This window comes from Streptomyces sp. NPDC042100 (assembly GCF_055582325.1).
On sequence record NZ_JBVJDK010000026.1, the window covers coordinates 25992 to 40401 of the forward strand.

Here is a 14410-nt window from a genome sequence, read left to right on the forward strand (position 1 = left end):
AAGACGTCACCATCATGACAGGTCAGCGGCGCTTTTCGTAGGACGGAACGCACAGTTCGGGAGCCTTGTCCGGGCTGCCCGGCGGATCCCAGAATCTCCGTCGTGCATCAGACGGAGAACAGGGGGCACATGGGGAACATCGATCACGACGCGGTGCTGCGGGCGCGGGTGCTGCTGCTGGAGTCCGGGGAGCTGGACCCGTGGCGGGCGCTGGGGGCCTACCGGGTGCTGGCCGAGGTGAGCCCTCGGGCGTACGCGCCGAGGCTGGCGGAGGCGCTGCTCGACCACCTCCCCCGGACGGAGGCGCCCGGGCACCGGCTGGCGCTGGCCGGGGAGGCGGCGGCCTCGGCCCGGCGGTGCGCCGGGGACTCCCCGCGCGGGGCGCGGGTCCTGCCGGCGGCGCTCGCCGCGTACGAGCACGAGCTGTTCGCGGCGGGGCGGCGGGAGGAGGGCCGCGCGGTGTGCGCGGAGCTGGCCCGGACGGGGGCGTACGGGCGGCTCGCCACGGTGCTGGCGGAGGACGGACGGCACGCGGAGGCGGCGGAGCTGTACGAGCGGGGGCTCGGCGGCGCCGACGCGGAGGGCCCGGGGGCGCCGGGAGCGTCCGGCGGCGACGACTGGACGCGCATCGAATGGGCGGCGGAGCTCGGCGCGGCGGGCCGGACGGAGCGGGCCGTCGAGGTGTTCGGGCGGCTGGTGGACGGGAGGCGGCGGCGCGCGGCGGCGGACCGCACCCCGCTGGCCGCGCTGGTGTGGCTGCTGCACCACTACGCGGGGATGCTGGCGGACGCGGGCCGGCCGGCGGACGCGGCGGCGGCGCGGCGGGAGGCTTCGGACGTGCTCGACCGGCTCGCGGCGGGCGGCGAGCCGGCGGGCTGGAGCGACATCCGGGCCACCTGGGTCACGCTCTTCGCGCTGTCGGGGCGGCGGGACGAACCGGCGGCGACGCCGGGGGCCCCGGTGCCGGCGCTCGGCTCGTACGCGGGACACGGCTGGTCCCCCGACGTGCGGGCGGCCTGGTCCGCGGCGGTCCCGGAGCTGGAGCGGGCGGCCGGGGTCCTGCGCGCGGCGGGCGAGCTGCCGGGACTGGTTGTCGTCCAGCGGCGGCTGACCGTGCGGCGGGCGGTGCGCTGGGAGGCGTGGGGGCCCCGGGACGGGGCGGCGCTGCTCCCCTCCTACGACGAGGGGGTCGCGCTCGGCCGGTCGCTGCCCGGCGGGGGCGGGACCACGACGGCACGGGCGCTGGCGGACCGGGCGATGTTCCTGCTGGCACTGAAGCGGTACGGGGAGGCGCGGCGGGACTTCGCGGAGGCGGCGGGGCTGTCCGGCGGTCCGGTATCACCGATCTCACATCCGATGTCCCGGAAATAGTCCATATTTTCGGAACCATCCCCCGTCAGGACTACTCTCTTCCTCCGTAAGAGATCATCACCGGAGGTCGTTCCCCTTGCGTCGCATACCCCTGCCCGCCCTGCTCGCCACCACCGCCCTCGCGCTCACGCTCGGGGCCTGCTCCGGTGGTTCCGGCGGCACGGGCGGGCGGGGCGGTGCCGGGGACGAGGAGCCGCCGGCCCGCATCTCGGTCAATCTGACGGGGACGAAGGCGGCTCCGGGCACACCGGTCGTGGTGAAGGCGCCCGAGGGGCAGACGCTGAAGCAGGTCACGGTGACGGACTCCCGGGGCGGCACGCTCGCCGGCCGGCTGGCCGCCGACGGGGCGAGCTGGACCTCGGAGCGGCCGGCCGCGCCGGGCACCGCGTACTCGGTGACGGCGCGGATCGGGGAGAAGGGCAGCTCCACTGCCACCTTCGGCACCGCACCCGCCGACAAGGTGAACAAGCTGACCCTGGCCCCCGGGAAGGACACCACGGTCGGCATCGGGCAGCCGCTGTCGATCGTCTTCGACCACCCGGTGAAGAACAGGGCGGAGGTCGAGCGGCACCTGAAGGTGACCACCTCGAACGGCACGGTGGGCTCCTGGGGCTGGATGCGGGACTGGTCGGGCAAGGACCGGGTCGACTGGCGCCCGAAGGAGTACTGGAAGTCCGGCACGAAGGTGACCCTGAACGCGGACCTCAACGGGATCGACTCGGGCGCGGGCGGCTGGTTCGTGCGCGACTACGCCACCGGCTTCACCATCGGGAAGAGCCAGGTGGTGAAGATCGACCTGGACGCCCACCGGCTGCGGCTGCTGCGGGACGGGCGGCAGGTGGCGGACGTGCCGATGTCGGCCGGCACGCCGGGCGGCGAGAAGGCGTCCTGGCGCGGGAAGACGGTGCTGATGGCCAAGGAGGGCACCATCAACATGCGTTCGGAGACGGTGGGGCTCGGGGACGCGTACGACAAGATGGTCGACTACTCGATGCGGCTGACCTGGTCGGGGATGTACGCGCACGCGGCCCCGTGGAACGCCGCCTACTTCGGCAACGCCAACAAGAGCTCGGGCTGCATCGGGATGAGCGACGCGAACGCCAGGTCCGTGTACGACCAGGTCCAGGTGGGCGACCCGTTCGAGATCACCGGCTCGGACGCCAAGGGGACGCAGGCGCTGAACAACGGCTACGGCGAGTGGAACCTCTCGTGGGAGGAGTGGCGGACGAAGAGCGCCCTGCGGTAGGCGGGACGCCGGACGACGCGCCGGGCAAGGCGTCAGCAATCGTTACCCTCGCGTAACTTACCGACCAGTTACCTCAGGTAAGCCGCCGCGGTTACCGTCGGGTCACTTTCACTGCCCCCCATAGCTCAGTGAACCAGTGAGGAGTGACCCGTGCGCACAGCCCTGACCTTCGCCGTCTCGGCCGCCCTCGTCGCCGGGACGGCCCTCGGGCTCGCCCCCGCCGCCCAGGCCGCCGGAACCGGCACCACCCTCCGCTTCGTGGACATCGCCGGGGACGGCGGCACCGTCCTCAAGGCGAACGTCGTCACCCCGGCGGGCGCCGACGCCTCGGCCCGCTACCCGGTCATCGTGCTGCCCACGAGCTGGGCCATGCCCCAGGTCGAATACCTGGCGCAGGCCCAGAAGCTCGCCGACTCCGGCTACGTCGTGGTGAGTTACAACTCCCGCGGCTTCTGGCAGTCGGGCGGCGAGATCGAGACCGCCGGCCCCAAGGACATCGCCGACGCCTCCCTGGTCGTCGACTGGGCGCTGGCCAACACCCCGGCCGACCCCGGCAAGGTCGGCATGGCGGGCGTCTCGTACGGCGCCGGGATCAGCCTGCTCGCCGCCGCCCACGACAAGCGGATCAAGGCGGTCGCCGCGCTCAGCGGCTGGGCCGACCTCATCGACTCCATCTACAGCGGGCGCACCCAGCACCTCCAGGCCGCCGCCCTGCTCGGCGGCGCCGGCTACCTCACCGGCCGCCCCGGACCCGAACTCCAGCGGATCCTCGGCGACTTCCTCTCCTCCAACCTGGACAAGGAGGACGAGATGATCGCCTGGGGGCGGCAGCGCTCCGCCGCCACCTACCTGGACGCGCTCAACGCCAACCGCCCGGCGGTCATGCTGGGCAACGCCTGGGGCGACACCATCTTCCCGCCCAACCAGTTCGCGAGCTTCTACGAGAAGCTCAGCGGCCCCAAGCGGCTGGAGTTCCGCCCCGGCGACCACGCCACCGCCGAGGCCACCGGACTGCTCGGGCTGCCCAACGACACCTGGACCAGCACCCGGCGCTGGTTCGACCACTACCTCAAGGGCGCCGACAACGGCGTGGACCGCGAGCAGCCGGTCCAGCTCAAGCCGCGCTCCGACGCGGGCTACGAGGGCTACGCCGACTGGAAGTCGGTCAACGCGAACCAGCGGAAGTTCGCGCTCGCCGGCTCCGAGCACCTGTGGGCCAACGTCGACTCCGGCGCCAACGGCGGCCTCGTGATGCTGTCCAACCTCCTGGACCAGTTCTTCCAGGCGCCGCCCGCCGTCTCCGTCCCGCTGCTCCCCCGCGCCTTCGCCGCCGTCTGGCAGTCCGAGCGGTACGGCGAGCCGCAGCGGGTGCGCGGCACGGCCCGGCTGCACACCACGGTCACCCCGACCGCGTCGAGCGGCACCTTCGTCGCCTACCTCTACGACGTGGGCCCGCTGGGCGTCGGCAAGCTGGTGACCAACGCCCCGTACACCTTCCACGACCGGACGCCGGGGAAGCCCTTCGCCGTCGACCTGGACCTGTTCTCCACCGCGTACGACGTGCCCGCCGGACACCGGCTCGCCCTGGTCGTCGACACCGTCGACCCGCTCTACATCGAGCACAACCCGACCGGCGCGCAGCTGACCTTCTCCTCCCCCACGGCCGACCCGTCGTACGTGTCGGTTCCGCTGCGGGCGGAGTGATCACCGGCTGCCGCCGGGCGGGCAGGGCCCGTGCGGGGCGGGCTACTCCGGGCCCGGCGGCACCGTGACCGGCTCGGCGGGGGCGACGTCGGCGGCCCTGGTCCGCGGATCGCGCCGCTCCCGCCGGGCCACCCAGGTGGCGAACCAGGAGAGCAGCATGCACATCCCGATGTAGAGGGGCGAGATGACCATCACCACGGGGATGAACGGCAGGTCGTAGTCCAGGTTGGACGCGATCAGCTTGCCGGCGTGCAGGAACTCCTCGTAGGTGATGAGGTAGCCGAGCGAGGTGTCCTTCAGGGCCACCACGAGCTGGCTGATGATCGCGGGCAGCATGGCCCGCACCGCCTGCGGCACCAGGACGTACGTCATCACCTGGGTCTTGCGCATCCCGAGCGCGTACGCCGCCTCGCCCTGGCCGCGGGCCACCGCGTGGATGCCGGTGCGGAAGACCTCGGCGAGCACAGAGCCGTTGTAGAGGGCGAGTCCGGCCACCAGCGCGGGCAGCGGCTGCACCTTGAGGGCCACGAAGATGAAGAAGATCATCACCAGCACCGGCATGGCCCGGAAGAACTCCACCAGGACCGTGCAGCTCCAGCGGAACACCCGGTGCTCGGAGAGCCGCCCGGCGGCCAGCACCGCGCCGAGCGCCAGGGAGAGCACGCTGGCGTACGCGAAGGCCTTGAGGGTGTTGCCGAGGCCGCGCAGCAGCAGCTCCTGGATGCCCTTGTAGGTGAAGGGCGCCCACTTGGTGGCGGTGAACTGGCCGGTGTCGAAGAGGAGAGAGAGGATCCAGCCGGCCAGGCCCAGGATGACGGCGGTCGACAGCAGCCCGTACAGCAGGTGGCGCTTGCGGGCGCGGGGGCCCGGGATGTCGTAGAGCGCGGTGGAGGCGGTGGCGGTGGCGGTCATCGGGCGACTCCCCAGCGCTTCTCCAGCCAGTGGAAGAGCGCGCTGATGGCGAGGGTGATGATGAGGTAGCCGACGGCGATCCAGACGAAGGTCCAGACGATGTTGTAGCCGAGCTCGCTCAGGGTCTTGTAGGTGCCGAGGAGTTCGGTGACGCTGAACGCCCCGGCGATGGCGGAGTTCTTGGCGAGCGCGATGAGGGTGGAGCCGATCGGCGGGATGACCGAGCGGAAGGCCTGCGGCAGGACGACGGCGCCCAGGGTCTGCCCGAAGCTCATGCCGAGGCTGCGGGCGGCCTCGCCCTGGCCGAGCGGCACGGTGTTGATGCCGGAGCGCAGCACCTCGCAGACGAAGGCCGAGGTGTAGCAGCCCAGCGCGAGGATCGCGAACAGCTTGAAGGGCAGCACCAGTCCGAAGCGGGGCAGGCCCAGCATCACCGCGAAGAACAGCAGGGTGAGCGGGGTGTTGCGCAGCACGGCGACCCACACGGTGCCGAAGACCCGGAAGGAGCCGACCGGGGCGACCCGGAAGGAGGCCATGAGGAAGCCGAGGACGAGGGCCAGCAGCGAGGCGTAGAAGGTGAGTTCCACGGTGCCGAGGAAGCCTTCGCCGTACGTGGAGAAGTTCTTGGTCAGGACGTCCATATCGGGGCGGTGCTCCTTCCTCAGCCGGCCGGGTAGCGGTCGATGGGGGGCGGGGTCGGGGCGGGCACCCCGGACAGGCCGAGGGTCACGTCATAGGCCTTCTTCCAGTCGCCGTTCTTCTCGTGGACCGCGAGGGCGTCGTCGAGGGCGAAGCGCAGCGCGGTGTCGCCGTGCGGGACGCCGATGCCGTAGGGCTCCTTGGAGAAGGGCTTGCCGGCCAGCTTCAGCTCGTCGGGGACCTTGGCCGCGTAGCCCATCAGGATGGTGTCGTCGGTGGTGACGGCGTCGACCTGGTAGGTGAGCAGGTTGTCGACGCAGACGGAGTAGGTGTCGTACGCGACGAGCTGGGCCTTCGGGTAGTCCTTCTGGATGCGCTGGTACGGGGTCGATCCGGCGGCCGAGCAGACCCGCTTGCCGTCGAGGTCCTGGGGCCCGTGGATGTCGTTCTCGTCCGTGCGCACCAGCAGCGACTGGCCGGCCATGTAGTAGGGCCCGGCGAAGCCGACGAGCTTCTTGCGGTTGTCGTTGATGGTGTAGGTGCCGACGTAGTAGTCGATCTGGCCGTTCTGCAGGGCGGTCTCGCGGTTGGCGGAGGCGATGGTGCGGAAGCTGATCGTGGCGGGGTCGAAGCCGAGCGAGGCGGACATCATCCGGGCGATCTCGATGTCGAAGCCCGAGTAGGTGCCGGTGGCGGGGTCCTTCTCGCCCATGTAGGGCTGGTCCTCCTTGGCGCCGACCACCAGGTGGCCGCGCCGCTTCGCCCGCTCCCAGGTCGGCGAGTCCGGCAGGGTGAAGCCCGACTGGACCTGGTAGACGGGGAGTTGGCCGGGCTTGGGGCCCTTGACGGGCGGGCTGCCCTCCCGGCCGCAGCCGGCCGTGCCGCCGAGGGCGGCGGCGAGCAGCAGGGCGAGCGCGGCGAGGGTTCGTTTCGTACGCTGCATGGCTCCCGGTCCGGTCAGTGCTTGAGGATCTTGGACAGGAAGTCCTTGGCGCGCTCGCTGCGCGGGGCGGTGAAGAAGTCCTCGGGGGCGCGGTCCTCGACGATCCTCCCGTCGGCCATGAAGACCACGCGGTTGGCGGCGGAGCGGGCGAAGCCCATCTCGTGGGTGACGACGACCATCGTCATGCCCTCCTGGGCCAGTTGCCGCATGACCTCCAGGACCTCGTTGATCATCTCGGGGTCGAGGGCGGAGGTGGGTTCGTCGAAGAGCAGCGCCTTGGGGTCCATGGCGAGGGCGCGGGCGATGGCCACGCGCTGCTGCTGGCCGCCGGAGAGCTGGGCGGGGAACTTGTCGGCGTGGGCGGCGAGCCCGACGCGTTCGAGGAGCTCGCGGGAGCGCCGGTCCGCCTCCTCGCGCTTGCGCTTGCGGACCTTCATCTGCGCGAGGGAGACGTTGGCGAGGACGGTCTTGTGGGCGAAGAGGTTGAAGGACTGGAAGACCATGCCGACCTCGGCGCGCAGCCGGGCGAGGGCCTTGCCCTCCTCGGGCAGCGGCTCCCCGTCGATGAGGATCTCGCCGGACTCGACGGTCTCCAGGCGGTTCATGGCCCGGCAGAGCGTCGACTTCCCGGAGCCCGAGGGGCCGATGACGACGACCACCTCGCCGCGCCCGACGGTGAGGTCGATGTCCTGCAGGACGTGCAGGCTGCCGTAGTGCTTGTTGACACTACGCAGTTCGATCAACGGTTCATCGCCGACGGCCATACGCTGCCCTGCCCCTGTGTCTCTCGGCTGGTGTCGAGGTCTGCGCAAACTATCCAGCTCGAAAAGGGACTTCACCGGCGACACGCATGGAACCGGCATAAGCGAGATAAGCCGTATGTACGCCGAACGGACCGGCGGAGGCCGCCGGGCGGACCCGGCCGGAGGCCCGGGAGGACCCCGGGACGGGGTCAGTGCTCCGCCGACTCCGCGTACACCTGGGAGAGCTCGGGGGCTCCGGTGACGGCCCAGTCGAGCCCGGCGCCGACCACGTCCACCTCGCGCCCGGAGGGCAGCAGCACGACCGGCTGCCCGTCGGGGCGCAGCCGCCAGCCGGCCGCCCGGACCGTGCGGACGATGACGGTGCCCAGGTAGAGCCCGGCGTCGTTGCCGATCCAGGGCAGTTCCTCGGGGTCGTCGCGCCAGCGCGGCGGGAGCTGGTCGAGCGCCGCGAGGGAGCGGGGGGTGTCGTCGAGCTCCACTCCGGCGTCCTGGGCACGGGCGCGCAGCAGCTCGCACTCGGCGAGCAGTTCGGCGGCCCCCTCCGGGTCCCGGTCGAAGGCCGAGAGCAGGGGGGAACGCCCCGCATCATGTTTCTTGCGCCAGTTGTCCAGAAAAGGAATGTTCATCCGAACAGCGTCGCACCGCCGCGTGCCGGTCGACCACCCGGCACGCGGAGATCGTCCGGGGTGGGGGTCACACGTCGAGGTCGACGACGACCGGAGCGTGGTCGGAGGCGCCCTTGCCCTTGCGCTCCTCGCGGTCGACGTAGCCGTCCTTGACGGCGTCGGCGAAGGGCTTGTTGCCGTAGACCAGGTCGATGCGCATCCCCTTGTTCTTGGGGAAGCGGAGCTGGCGGTAGTCCCAGTAGGTGTACGGGTGGGCGTACTTCAGCGGGCGGGGCACGATGTCGGCGAGCCCCGTCTCGCGCAGCGCGGCGAGCGCCGCCCGCTCCGGCTCGGTGACGTGGGTCAGGCCCTCGAACTCGGCGATGTCCCAGACGTCGTCGTCGGTCGGCGCGATGTTGTAGTCGCCGAGCACCGCGAAGGGGCGGGCGCCCGCCGCGTCCTCGGCGACGGCGTCCCGGAGCGCCTGGAGCCAGCGCAGCTTGTACGCGTAGTGGTCGTGCTCGACCTCCCGCCCGTTCGGCACGTAGACCGACCAGACGCGGACGCCGCCGCAGGTCGCCGAGATGGCCCGGGGCTCCTGCGCGCCCTCGTACTCGGGGCCGCCGGGCAGCCCGGTGACGACGTCCTCCAGGCCGACCCGGGAGAGCAGGGCGACCCCGTTCCACCTGCCGGTGGCGTTGACCGCCGACTCGTACCCCAGCGCGCGGAGCTCCTCGGCGGGGAACTGCTCGGCCGTGCACTTGGTCTCCTGGATGCACAGCACGTCGGTGCCGGTGCTCTCCAGCCAGGCCAGCAGCCGGGGCAGGCGGGCCGTGATCGAATTGACGTTCCAGGTGGCGATGCGCATGGACGCAAGCCTAGCCGCGCCCACCGACAGCCACCCGGATCCGGCTCCCGGCCCGGCCCCGGCACGGGTTCACGGCCCGGGTCACGGCCCGGGGTCAGAGCACCGGCTCAGAGCTCGGTCGAGGTCCCCGGGGCGAGGCGCCCGTGGTCGGTGCCGCCGAGGGCGCCGATCTGGCGGTCGTAGATGGGCCGGGCGAGGTCGGTGAGCAGGGCGTCGTGGACGTCGTAGGCGCGGACCGGCTTGACCTCGCGCACGTAGTCGATGACCTCGGAGATCTTGCTCCAGGGGGCCATGACCGGCAGCAGCAGGGTCTCCACCGGGTGGTCGGGGACGGTGAGGGCGTCGCCGGGGTGGAAGACGGCCCCGTCGACGAGGTAGCCGACGTTGGTGATCCGGGGGATGTCGGGGTGGATGACGGCGTGCAGCTCGCCGTGTACCTGGACGTCGAAGCCGGCGGCGCTGAAGGCGTCGCCGTGCCCGACGGTGTGCACCCGGCCCGGGAACGCCGCCGCCAGCTGCTCGGCGACGCTCCGCAGGGTCCACAGCTCGACGGCCGGGTCGGCCTCCAGGGCGGCCCGCAGCAGCCCCTCGTCGTAGTGGTCGGGGTGCTCGTGGGTGACGAGCAGGACGTCCGCGCCGAGCGCGGCGTCCCGCTCGCCGAACGCGCCGGGGTCGATGACGAGCGACCGCCCGTCCTTCTCCAGCCGGACACAGGCGTGCGTGTTCTTCGTCAGCTTCACGCCCTCCACCATAGGCCGGTCAGGGCCGCGGCGTGGTGTCCTCCTCGACGACCCGGCCGACGACCCGCAGGGCGCTCTCGGCGGCCGGCAGCCCGCAGTAGACGGCGGTCTGCACGAGCACCTCGCGGATCTCGTCCGGGGTGAGCCCGTTGCGCAGCGCGGCCCTGGTGTGGTCGGCGAGGGCCTCGGGGTGGCCGCCCGCGATGAGCGCGGCGAGGGTGACGGCGCTGCGGGTGCGCCGGTCCAGGCCCTCGCGGCTCCACACCTCGCCCCAGGCGAAGCCGGTGAACAGGCGCTGGAACTCGCCGCCGAAGCCGTCGGCGAGCGCCCCGTCCACATGGGCGTCGCCGAGCACCTCCCGGCGCAGCCGCAGCCCGTCCTCGTACGGGTCGGGTCGCCGCGTCCCGGGCTCCTCGGCCTCGGCGGCGGCCGGGGCGCCCTCGCCGGGGGCCGCGGCCGGGGCGGCGGGCACGGGCGGCAGCGGCGGGGCGTTCAGCGAGCCGGTGTCCTGGGCGAGGCCGGCGAAGTGCCCGACGAGCAGTTCGGTGACGGCGGCGGGCTGTTCGACGGGGGCGAGGTGGGAGGCGCCGGGGACGACGGCGAGCGGCGCGTCGGCGATCCCGGCGACCAGGGTGCGGGCCTCGGCCGGGCCGGTGACCTGGTCGTCGGCGCCGACCAGGACCAGGGCGGGGACGCCGATGCGGCCGAGCGCCTCGCGGACGTCGAAGACGGCGAGGGCCTCGCAGGCGGCGATGTAGCAGCCGGGGTCGGTGGTGCGGACCATCTGCACGGCCCAGTCGACGATGGCGGGCTGGGCGGCGGCGAAGGCGGGCGTGAACCACTGCTCGGGCGCGGCGCGGGCCATGGGCTCCAGGCCGTTGGCCCGCACGATGACCCCGCGCTGCCGGAACTCGTCGGCGGTGCCGAAGCGGGGCGAGGTGGCGACCAGGGCGAGCGACGCCACCCGGTGCGGGGCCCGCAGGGCGAGGTCGAGCCCGATGGCGCCGCCGAGCGCGCAGCCCGCGTACCCGAAGCGCTGGACGCCCAGCTCGTCGAGCGTGGCGAGGACCCGGTCACCGAGCTCGGCGACCGACCCGGCGGGCTGCGCGGGCGCGCCGCCGTGGCCGGGCAGGTCGAAGCGGACGACCCGCCATTCGCGGGTGAGTTCGGGTATCTGGCGGTCCCACATGTGCCAGGTGGTACCGAGGGACGGCCCCAGGACCAGCACGGGCGCGTCCTCTCGCCCGTCGGTGCGGTATTGCAGGTTGTTCGTAGGTGTCTCACTCACCCGCAAGACCCTCTCATCTCTCGCGCTCTCCCACCATCGCCGGGTCGCACCGAGCGGCTCCCGCTCCGCGGGCGTGGGCGCCCACCCGGAGCACCCACTTCGATCCAAAGGATAAAAGTATCTTCAAGGGGCAATTGACAGGGAGTGCGTCCGGCGGTGTGCGGTTTTCGAAGGCAGGCGGCCCGATTTCCTCGTGCGGTACGCAACGAGACCTCGGGCGGGGGCGGCGGAGCGGAGCCCGGCCCCGCGCTCGACCGGTACCGAGTCCATGATCGACACCCCGGGGACGCCCCCCGGCCGCGCCGCACCGCCGGCCGCCCGTCGCCGACGGAAACCGTTCCCAGGATCGAGCCGGAAGAGGACAGGGACACGGGGACCGCTCGGACCCCGAAGAGGAAAGAGCCGGAGGTCCGGTCCGCCGAGGCCCAAGGACTCCCGCCCGGAGCCGAAATACCCAGGCGCCGGAGAATCCCGGCTGTCGGCGACCCCTGGAACAGGCCCACCGAGCTCGATATCCACCGAATAAACGCGCCCTTTCCGATGAGAACTCCACCGGCGCGGCCCGAATAGGCTCCGCGGCACGCCTCCCCCGAGATGACCTGCGGATTCCGAAGACGTCGGCCAGCGGGTGCACAGGCGTCAGAAACCCCTCGGGCGTACGGGTTCACGGCACCCGGCCCACGCCCGAAGAGCCGGCATCTTTCACCGGCACAGCGGCGGCGACCGCGATATTCGTAGCGTTCCACTCCGGCACAGATTGCCAATCCTTTAACAACTCGGCTAGCTTCTAGCCATCCGGCAAGGCGCCACTTTAAGGGCACCCTTGAAACCGGGGAGATCCCGAGCAGACTGCATAGGTGGACGCGAAGGTCGAGGGGCGGAGAGAAAAGCCTCCGCATGACAGCGGGAAAACCGGCGCGTCTTTTCGCGCCCGGATGCCCCGTCCGCGCGCCGGGCAGTCACGACCGGCCGGCGGGCCGCCGTCCCCCTGACCGACAGGGGACGGCGGCCCGTCGGCCACCCACCCCACCGCCGTGAGCGGAGCTGGAGAACCATGAACAGGAAAGAAGTAGTCCGCACCTTTTTCGACCTGCTGTGGAACCATCACGACCCCCACGGCGCGGCGACCTTCGTCACCCGGGACTTCGTGGAACACAACCCCGACCTCACCGCCCCGGGCCCCGACGCCCCCACGGGGCGCGAGGCGTTCGTGGCGGGCACCGAGAAGGTCCTCGCCGAGAACCCGGAGACGTCCCTCACGATCCTGCGGATGGTGCGGGAGGGAAACTACGTCTTCGCCCATGTGCACTGGAAGACCAGCCCGGAGGACCCCGGATACATGGCCGCCGACGTCTTCTATCTGCAGAAGGGCCAGATCGCCGAGCACTGGGACGTCATCCAGCCCGTGGAAGGCGCCCCGAACCCCCTGGTGGCGGTCGCCTGAATTCCACGGGAAGAAGCCAGGAAAAGGGGAGTCCTGCCGGGTGCGAGCGCACCCGGCAGGACTCCCGCCGTGATGCGGGGCATTCGGAGGCGGATCCCAGGGCGCCCCGCCCACTCCGCCCGCCCTCCATCCCGCGCACGAACACAGACAAGCCTGAATACTGACAGCGGACGTCACAGTGACGCCCCCGCTGCCCGTCCACCCCCCCCGTACGCGAAAACCGCGAAGAACCTCCGCAGAGCCACGACGAGGAACACACCTCGAAGAACTCGCGTAAGCACTCGCGTCACGCGTCAGGGGAGAAGAACTCGCGCCGGAAGGATGCAAACGTCGTGCCTCGTTCGGTAGGCCCCCAGGGGCCGGCCCAGGAACACCCGGTTCCGCAGGGCGAAAAAGGAAAGGCCGGTGCCGGACGCTGGGCGATGCTCGCCGTCCTGTGCACGAGCCTGCTCCTCGTGGCCATGGACGCGACCATCCTCAACGTCGCGCTTCCCTCCCTCATCGACGACCTCAGCCCGGGCGCGCTCGCCCAGCTGTGGATCATCGACATCTACGGGCTGGTCCTCGGCGGTCTCCTCATCACCACCGGAGCCATCGGCGACCGCTACGGACGCAAGCGCCTCTTCCTCGCGGGGTTCGTCCTCTTCGGGGTCGCCTCGGTCGTCGCCGCGACCTCCACCACCTCCGCCCAGCTCATCGCCGGGCGCGTGCTCCTGGGCATCGGCGGCGCCATGGTCATGCCGTCCACGCTGTCGCTGATCCGCAACATCTTCCAGGACGCGCGCGAGCGCACCCTCGCCATCGGCATCTGGGCCGCCGTCGCCGGGGCCGGGGCCACGATCGGCCCGCTGATCGGCGGCATCCTCGTCGAACAGTACGGCTGGGCGGCCGCCTTCTGGGTCAACGTCCCCGTCGTCGTGGCCGCCGTCATCGCCGGCGTCCTCCTGCTCCCCGAGTTCAAGGAGCCCGGGGACACCCCGCTGGACTGGCTCAGCGCCGTCCTCTCCGTCATCGGCATCGTCGCCCTCGCCTGGGGCATCAAGCACGTCGCCAAGGGCAGCCTGCGGTTCATGGACGTGGCCGTGCTGCTCCTCGGCGTCCTCGTCCTCGCCGTCTTCGCCCGCCGCCAGCTCCGGCTGCCGGACCCCCTGCTCGACGTACGGCTCTTCCGGAACCGGGCCTTCACCGGAGCCGCACTCGCCACCTTCATGGCCATGCTCGCCATCGGCGCCGCACTGTTCCTGATGTCCCTGTGGCTTCAGTACGTCCAGGGCTACACCCCCTCCGAGGCGGGCCTGCGCACCCTGCCCGCGGCGCTGGCCGCACTCACCGGCTCCCTCATCGCGCCCTGGCTGATGCAGAGGATCGGCGTCCGGTCCATCATGGGCCTGGGCCTCGGCACGCTCTCGCTCGGCTTCCTCGTGCTCGCGCTCTCCCCGACGCCGACCACGTACGGGTACGCCGCGGTGGTCCTCATCACGGTCGGCCTCGGCGACGGCCTCGCCATCACGACAGCGGCCTCCGTGCTCGTCTCCTCGGTCCCCGCCGAACGCGCCGGCCAGGCAGGCGCCGTCTCCGAGACGTCGTACGAGGTCGGCGTCGGCCTCGGTGTGGCGCTCCTCGGCTCGATCCACGGAGCCGTCTACGCCCGCGAGATGAGCGGCCAGCCCGCCCAGGCAGCCGAATCCATCGGAAGCGCCCACGAGTTGAACGACCCGAACGTCATGGCCGTCGCCCGCCGCGCCTTCGACACCGCCCTGACGACCACGGCCTGGATCTCGGTCGCCATCGTCATCACCGTCACCCTCCTGGTCGTCGCCCTGGTCCCACGCGGCTTCAAGGCGACGGCGTCCCACTGAGACACGGCCGCGCGGGGGCCGGGAGCG

The 14410-nt window shown here is 71.9% G+C and carries 13 protein-coding genes; 5 read left to right on the forward strand and 8 right to left on the reverse strand.

Annotation, left to right across the window (positions count from 1 at the left end):
- Nucleotides 1-129: 129 nt before the first annotated feature.
- The 3 genes from ACZ6J5_RS34940 to ACZ6J5_RS34950 all read left to right on the forward strand — a co-directional run bounded on the left by ACZ6J5_RS34940 (nucleotide 130) and on the right by ACZ6J5_RS34950 (nucleotide 4321).
- A complete protein-coding gene (locus tag ACZ6J5_RS34940) occupies nucleotides 130-1371 on the forward strand; it encodes a hypothetical protein (RefSeq protein ID WP_469397970.1) in 1242 nt (413 codons plus the stop codon).
- Nucleotides 1372-1447: 76 nt separating this feature from the next.
- Entirely contained in the window at nucleotides 1448-2617 is a 1170-nt protein-coding gene (locus ACZ6J5_RS34945) for a L,D-transpeptidase (RefSeq protein WP_469397971.1), read from the forward strand.
- A 150-nt stretch (nucleotides 2618-2767) separates the two neighbouring features.
- Nucleotides 2768-4321: a CocE/NonD family hydrolase gene (locus tag ACZ6J5_RS34950; protein ID WP_469397972.1), complete on the forward strand. Its 1554-nt coding sequence runs from the start codon at nucleotides 2768-2770 to the stop codon at nucleotides 4319-4321.
- A 42-nt stretch (nucleotides 4322-4363) separates the two neighbouring features.
- Here ACZ6J5_RS34950 and ACZ6J5_RS34955 read toward each other — a convergent pair whose 3' ends face one another.
- The 8 genes from ACZ6J5_RS34955 to pcaDC form a co-directional block, all read right to left on the reverse strand.
- Nucleotides 4364-5233 (reverse strand): amino acid ABC transporter permease, encoded by an 870-nt coding sequence (locus tag ACZ6J5_RS34955; RefSeq protein WP_469397973.1) that lies wholly within the window; start codon nucleotides 5231-5233, stop codon nucleotides 4364-4366.
- Complete coding sequence (locus ACZ6J5_RS34960) at nucleotides 5230-5874, reverse strand: amino acid ABC transporter permease (protein ID WP_469397974.1); 645 nt, start codon at nucleotides 5872-5874, stop codon at nucleotides 5230-5232. The genes ACZ6J5_RS34955 and ACZ6J5_RS34960 overlap by 4 nt, the downstream gene beginning before the upstream one ends.
- Before the next feature lie 20 nt (nucleotides 5875-5894).
- Nucleotides 5895-6815 (reverse strand): glutamate ABC transporter substrate-binding protein, encoded by a 921-nt coding sequence (locus ACZ6J5_RS34965; RefSeq protein ID WP_469397975.1) that lies wholly within the window; start codon nucleotides 6813-6815, stop codon nucleotides 5895-5897.
- 14 nt (nucleotides 6816-6829) lie between these two features.
- Nucleotides 6830-7579 carry an amino acid ABC transporter ATP-binding protein gene (locus tag ACZ6J5_RS34970; protein ID WP_469397976.1) on the reverse strand — a complete coding sequence of 250 codons (750 nt, stop codon included), beginning with the start codon at nucleotides 7577-7579 and terminating at the stop codon, nucleotides 6830-6832.
- A gap of 188 nt (nucleotides 7580-7767) precedes the next feature.
- Nucleotides 7768-8205 (reverse strand): DUF6278 family protein, encoded by a 438-nt coding sequence (locus tag ACZ6J5_RS34975; protein ID WP_469397977.1) that lies wholly within the window; start codon nucleotides 8203-8205, stop codon nucleotides 7768-7770.
- Between the two features lie 67 nt (nucleotides 8206-8272).
- A complete protein-coding gene (locus ACZ6J5_RS34980) occupies nucleotides 8273-9052 on the reverse strand; it encodes an exodeoxyribonuclease III (RefSeq protein ID WP_469397978.1) in 780 nt (259 codons plus the stop codon).
- A gap of 107 nt (nucleotides 9053-9159) precedes the next feature.
- Nucleotides 9160-9792, reverse strand: a complete 633-nt coding sequence (locus ACZ6J5_RS34985; protein WP_469397979.1) for an MBL fold metallo-hydrolase — start codon at nucleotides 9790-9792, stop codon at nucleotides 9160-9162.
- Between the two features lie 19 nt (nucleotides 9793-9811).
- The gene (pcaDC, locus tag ACZ6J5_RS34990) at nucleotides 9812-11080 is read right to left on the reverse strand and encodes a bifunctional 3-oxoadipate enol-lactonase/4-carboxymuconolactone decarboxylase PcaDC (protein WP_469397980.1); all 1269 of its coding nucleotides are present in this window, start codon (nucleotides 11078-11080) and stop codon (nucleotides 9812-9814) included.
- Nucleotides 11081-12134: 1054 nt separating this feature from the next.
- On the opposite strand from pcaDC, the gene ACZ6J5_RS34995 reads away from it, so the two are divergent.
- Nucleotides 12135-12524 (forward strand): nuclear transport factor 2 family protein, encoded by a 390-nt coding sequence (locus ACZ6J5_RS34995; protein WP_469397981.1) that lies wholly within the window; start codon nucleotides 12135-12137, stop codon nucleotides 12522-12524.
- Nucleotides 12525-12856: 332 nt separating this feature from the next.
- Complete coding sequence (locus ACZ6J5_RS35000) at nucleotides 12857-14383, forward strand: MFS transporter (protein ID WP_469397982.1); 1527 nt, start codon at nucleotides 12857-12859, stop codon at nucleotides 14381-14383.
- The last annotated feature ends 27 nt before the right edge of the window (nucleotides 14384-14410 follow it).

Coding starts and splice junctions, on each gene's coding strand:
- ACZ6J5_RS34970 (WP_469397976.1), bottom strand. CDS start 7,579: ATGGCCGTCGGCGATGAACCGTTGATCGAACTGCGTAGTGTCAACAAG.
- ACZ6J5_RS34995 (WP_469397981.1), top strand. CDS start 12,135: ATGAACAGGAAAGAAGTAGTCCGCACCTTTTTCGACCTGCTGTGGAAC.
- ACZ6J5_RS34975 (WP_469397977.1), bottom strand. CDS start 8,205: ATGAACATTCCTTTTCTGGACAACTGGCGCAAGAAACATGATGCGGGG.
- ACZ6J5_RS34940 (WP_469397970.1), top strand. CDS start 130: ATGGGGAACATCGATCACGACGCGGTGCTGCGGGCGCGGGTGCTGCTG.
- ACZ6J5_RS34965 (WP_469397975.1), bottom strand. CDS start 6,815: ATGCAGCGTACGAAACGAACCCTCGCCGCGCTCGCCCTGCTGCTCGCC.
- ACZ6J5_RS34980 (WP_469397978.1), bottom strand. CDS start 9,052: ATGCGCATCGCCACCTGGAACGTCAATTCGATCACGGCCCGCCTGCCC.
- ACZ6J5_RS34955 (WP_469397973.1), bottom strand. CDS start 5,233: ATGACCGCCACCGCCACCGCCTCCACCGCGCTCTACGACATCCCGGGC.
- ACZ6J5_RS34960 (WP_469397974.1), bottom strand. CDS start 5,874: ATGGACGTCCTGACCAAGAACTTCTCCACGTACGGCGAAGGCTTCCTC.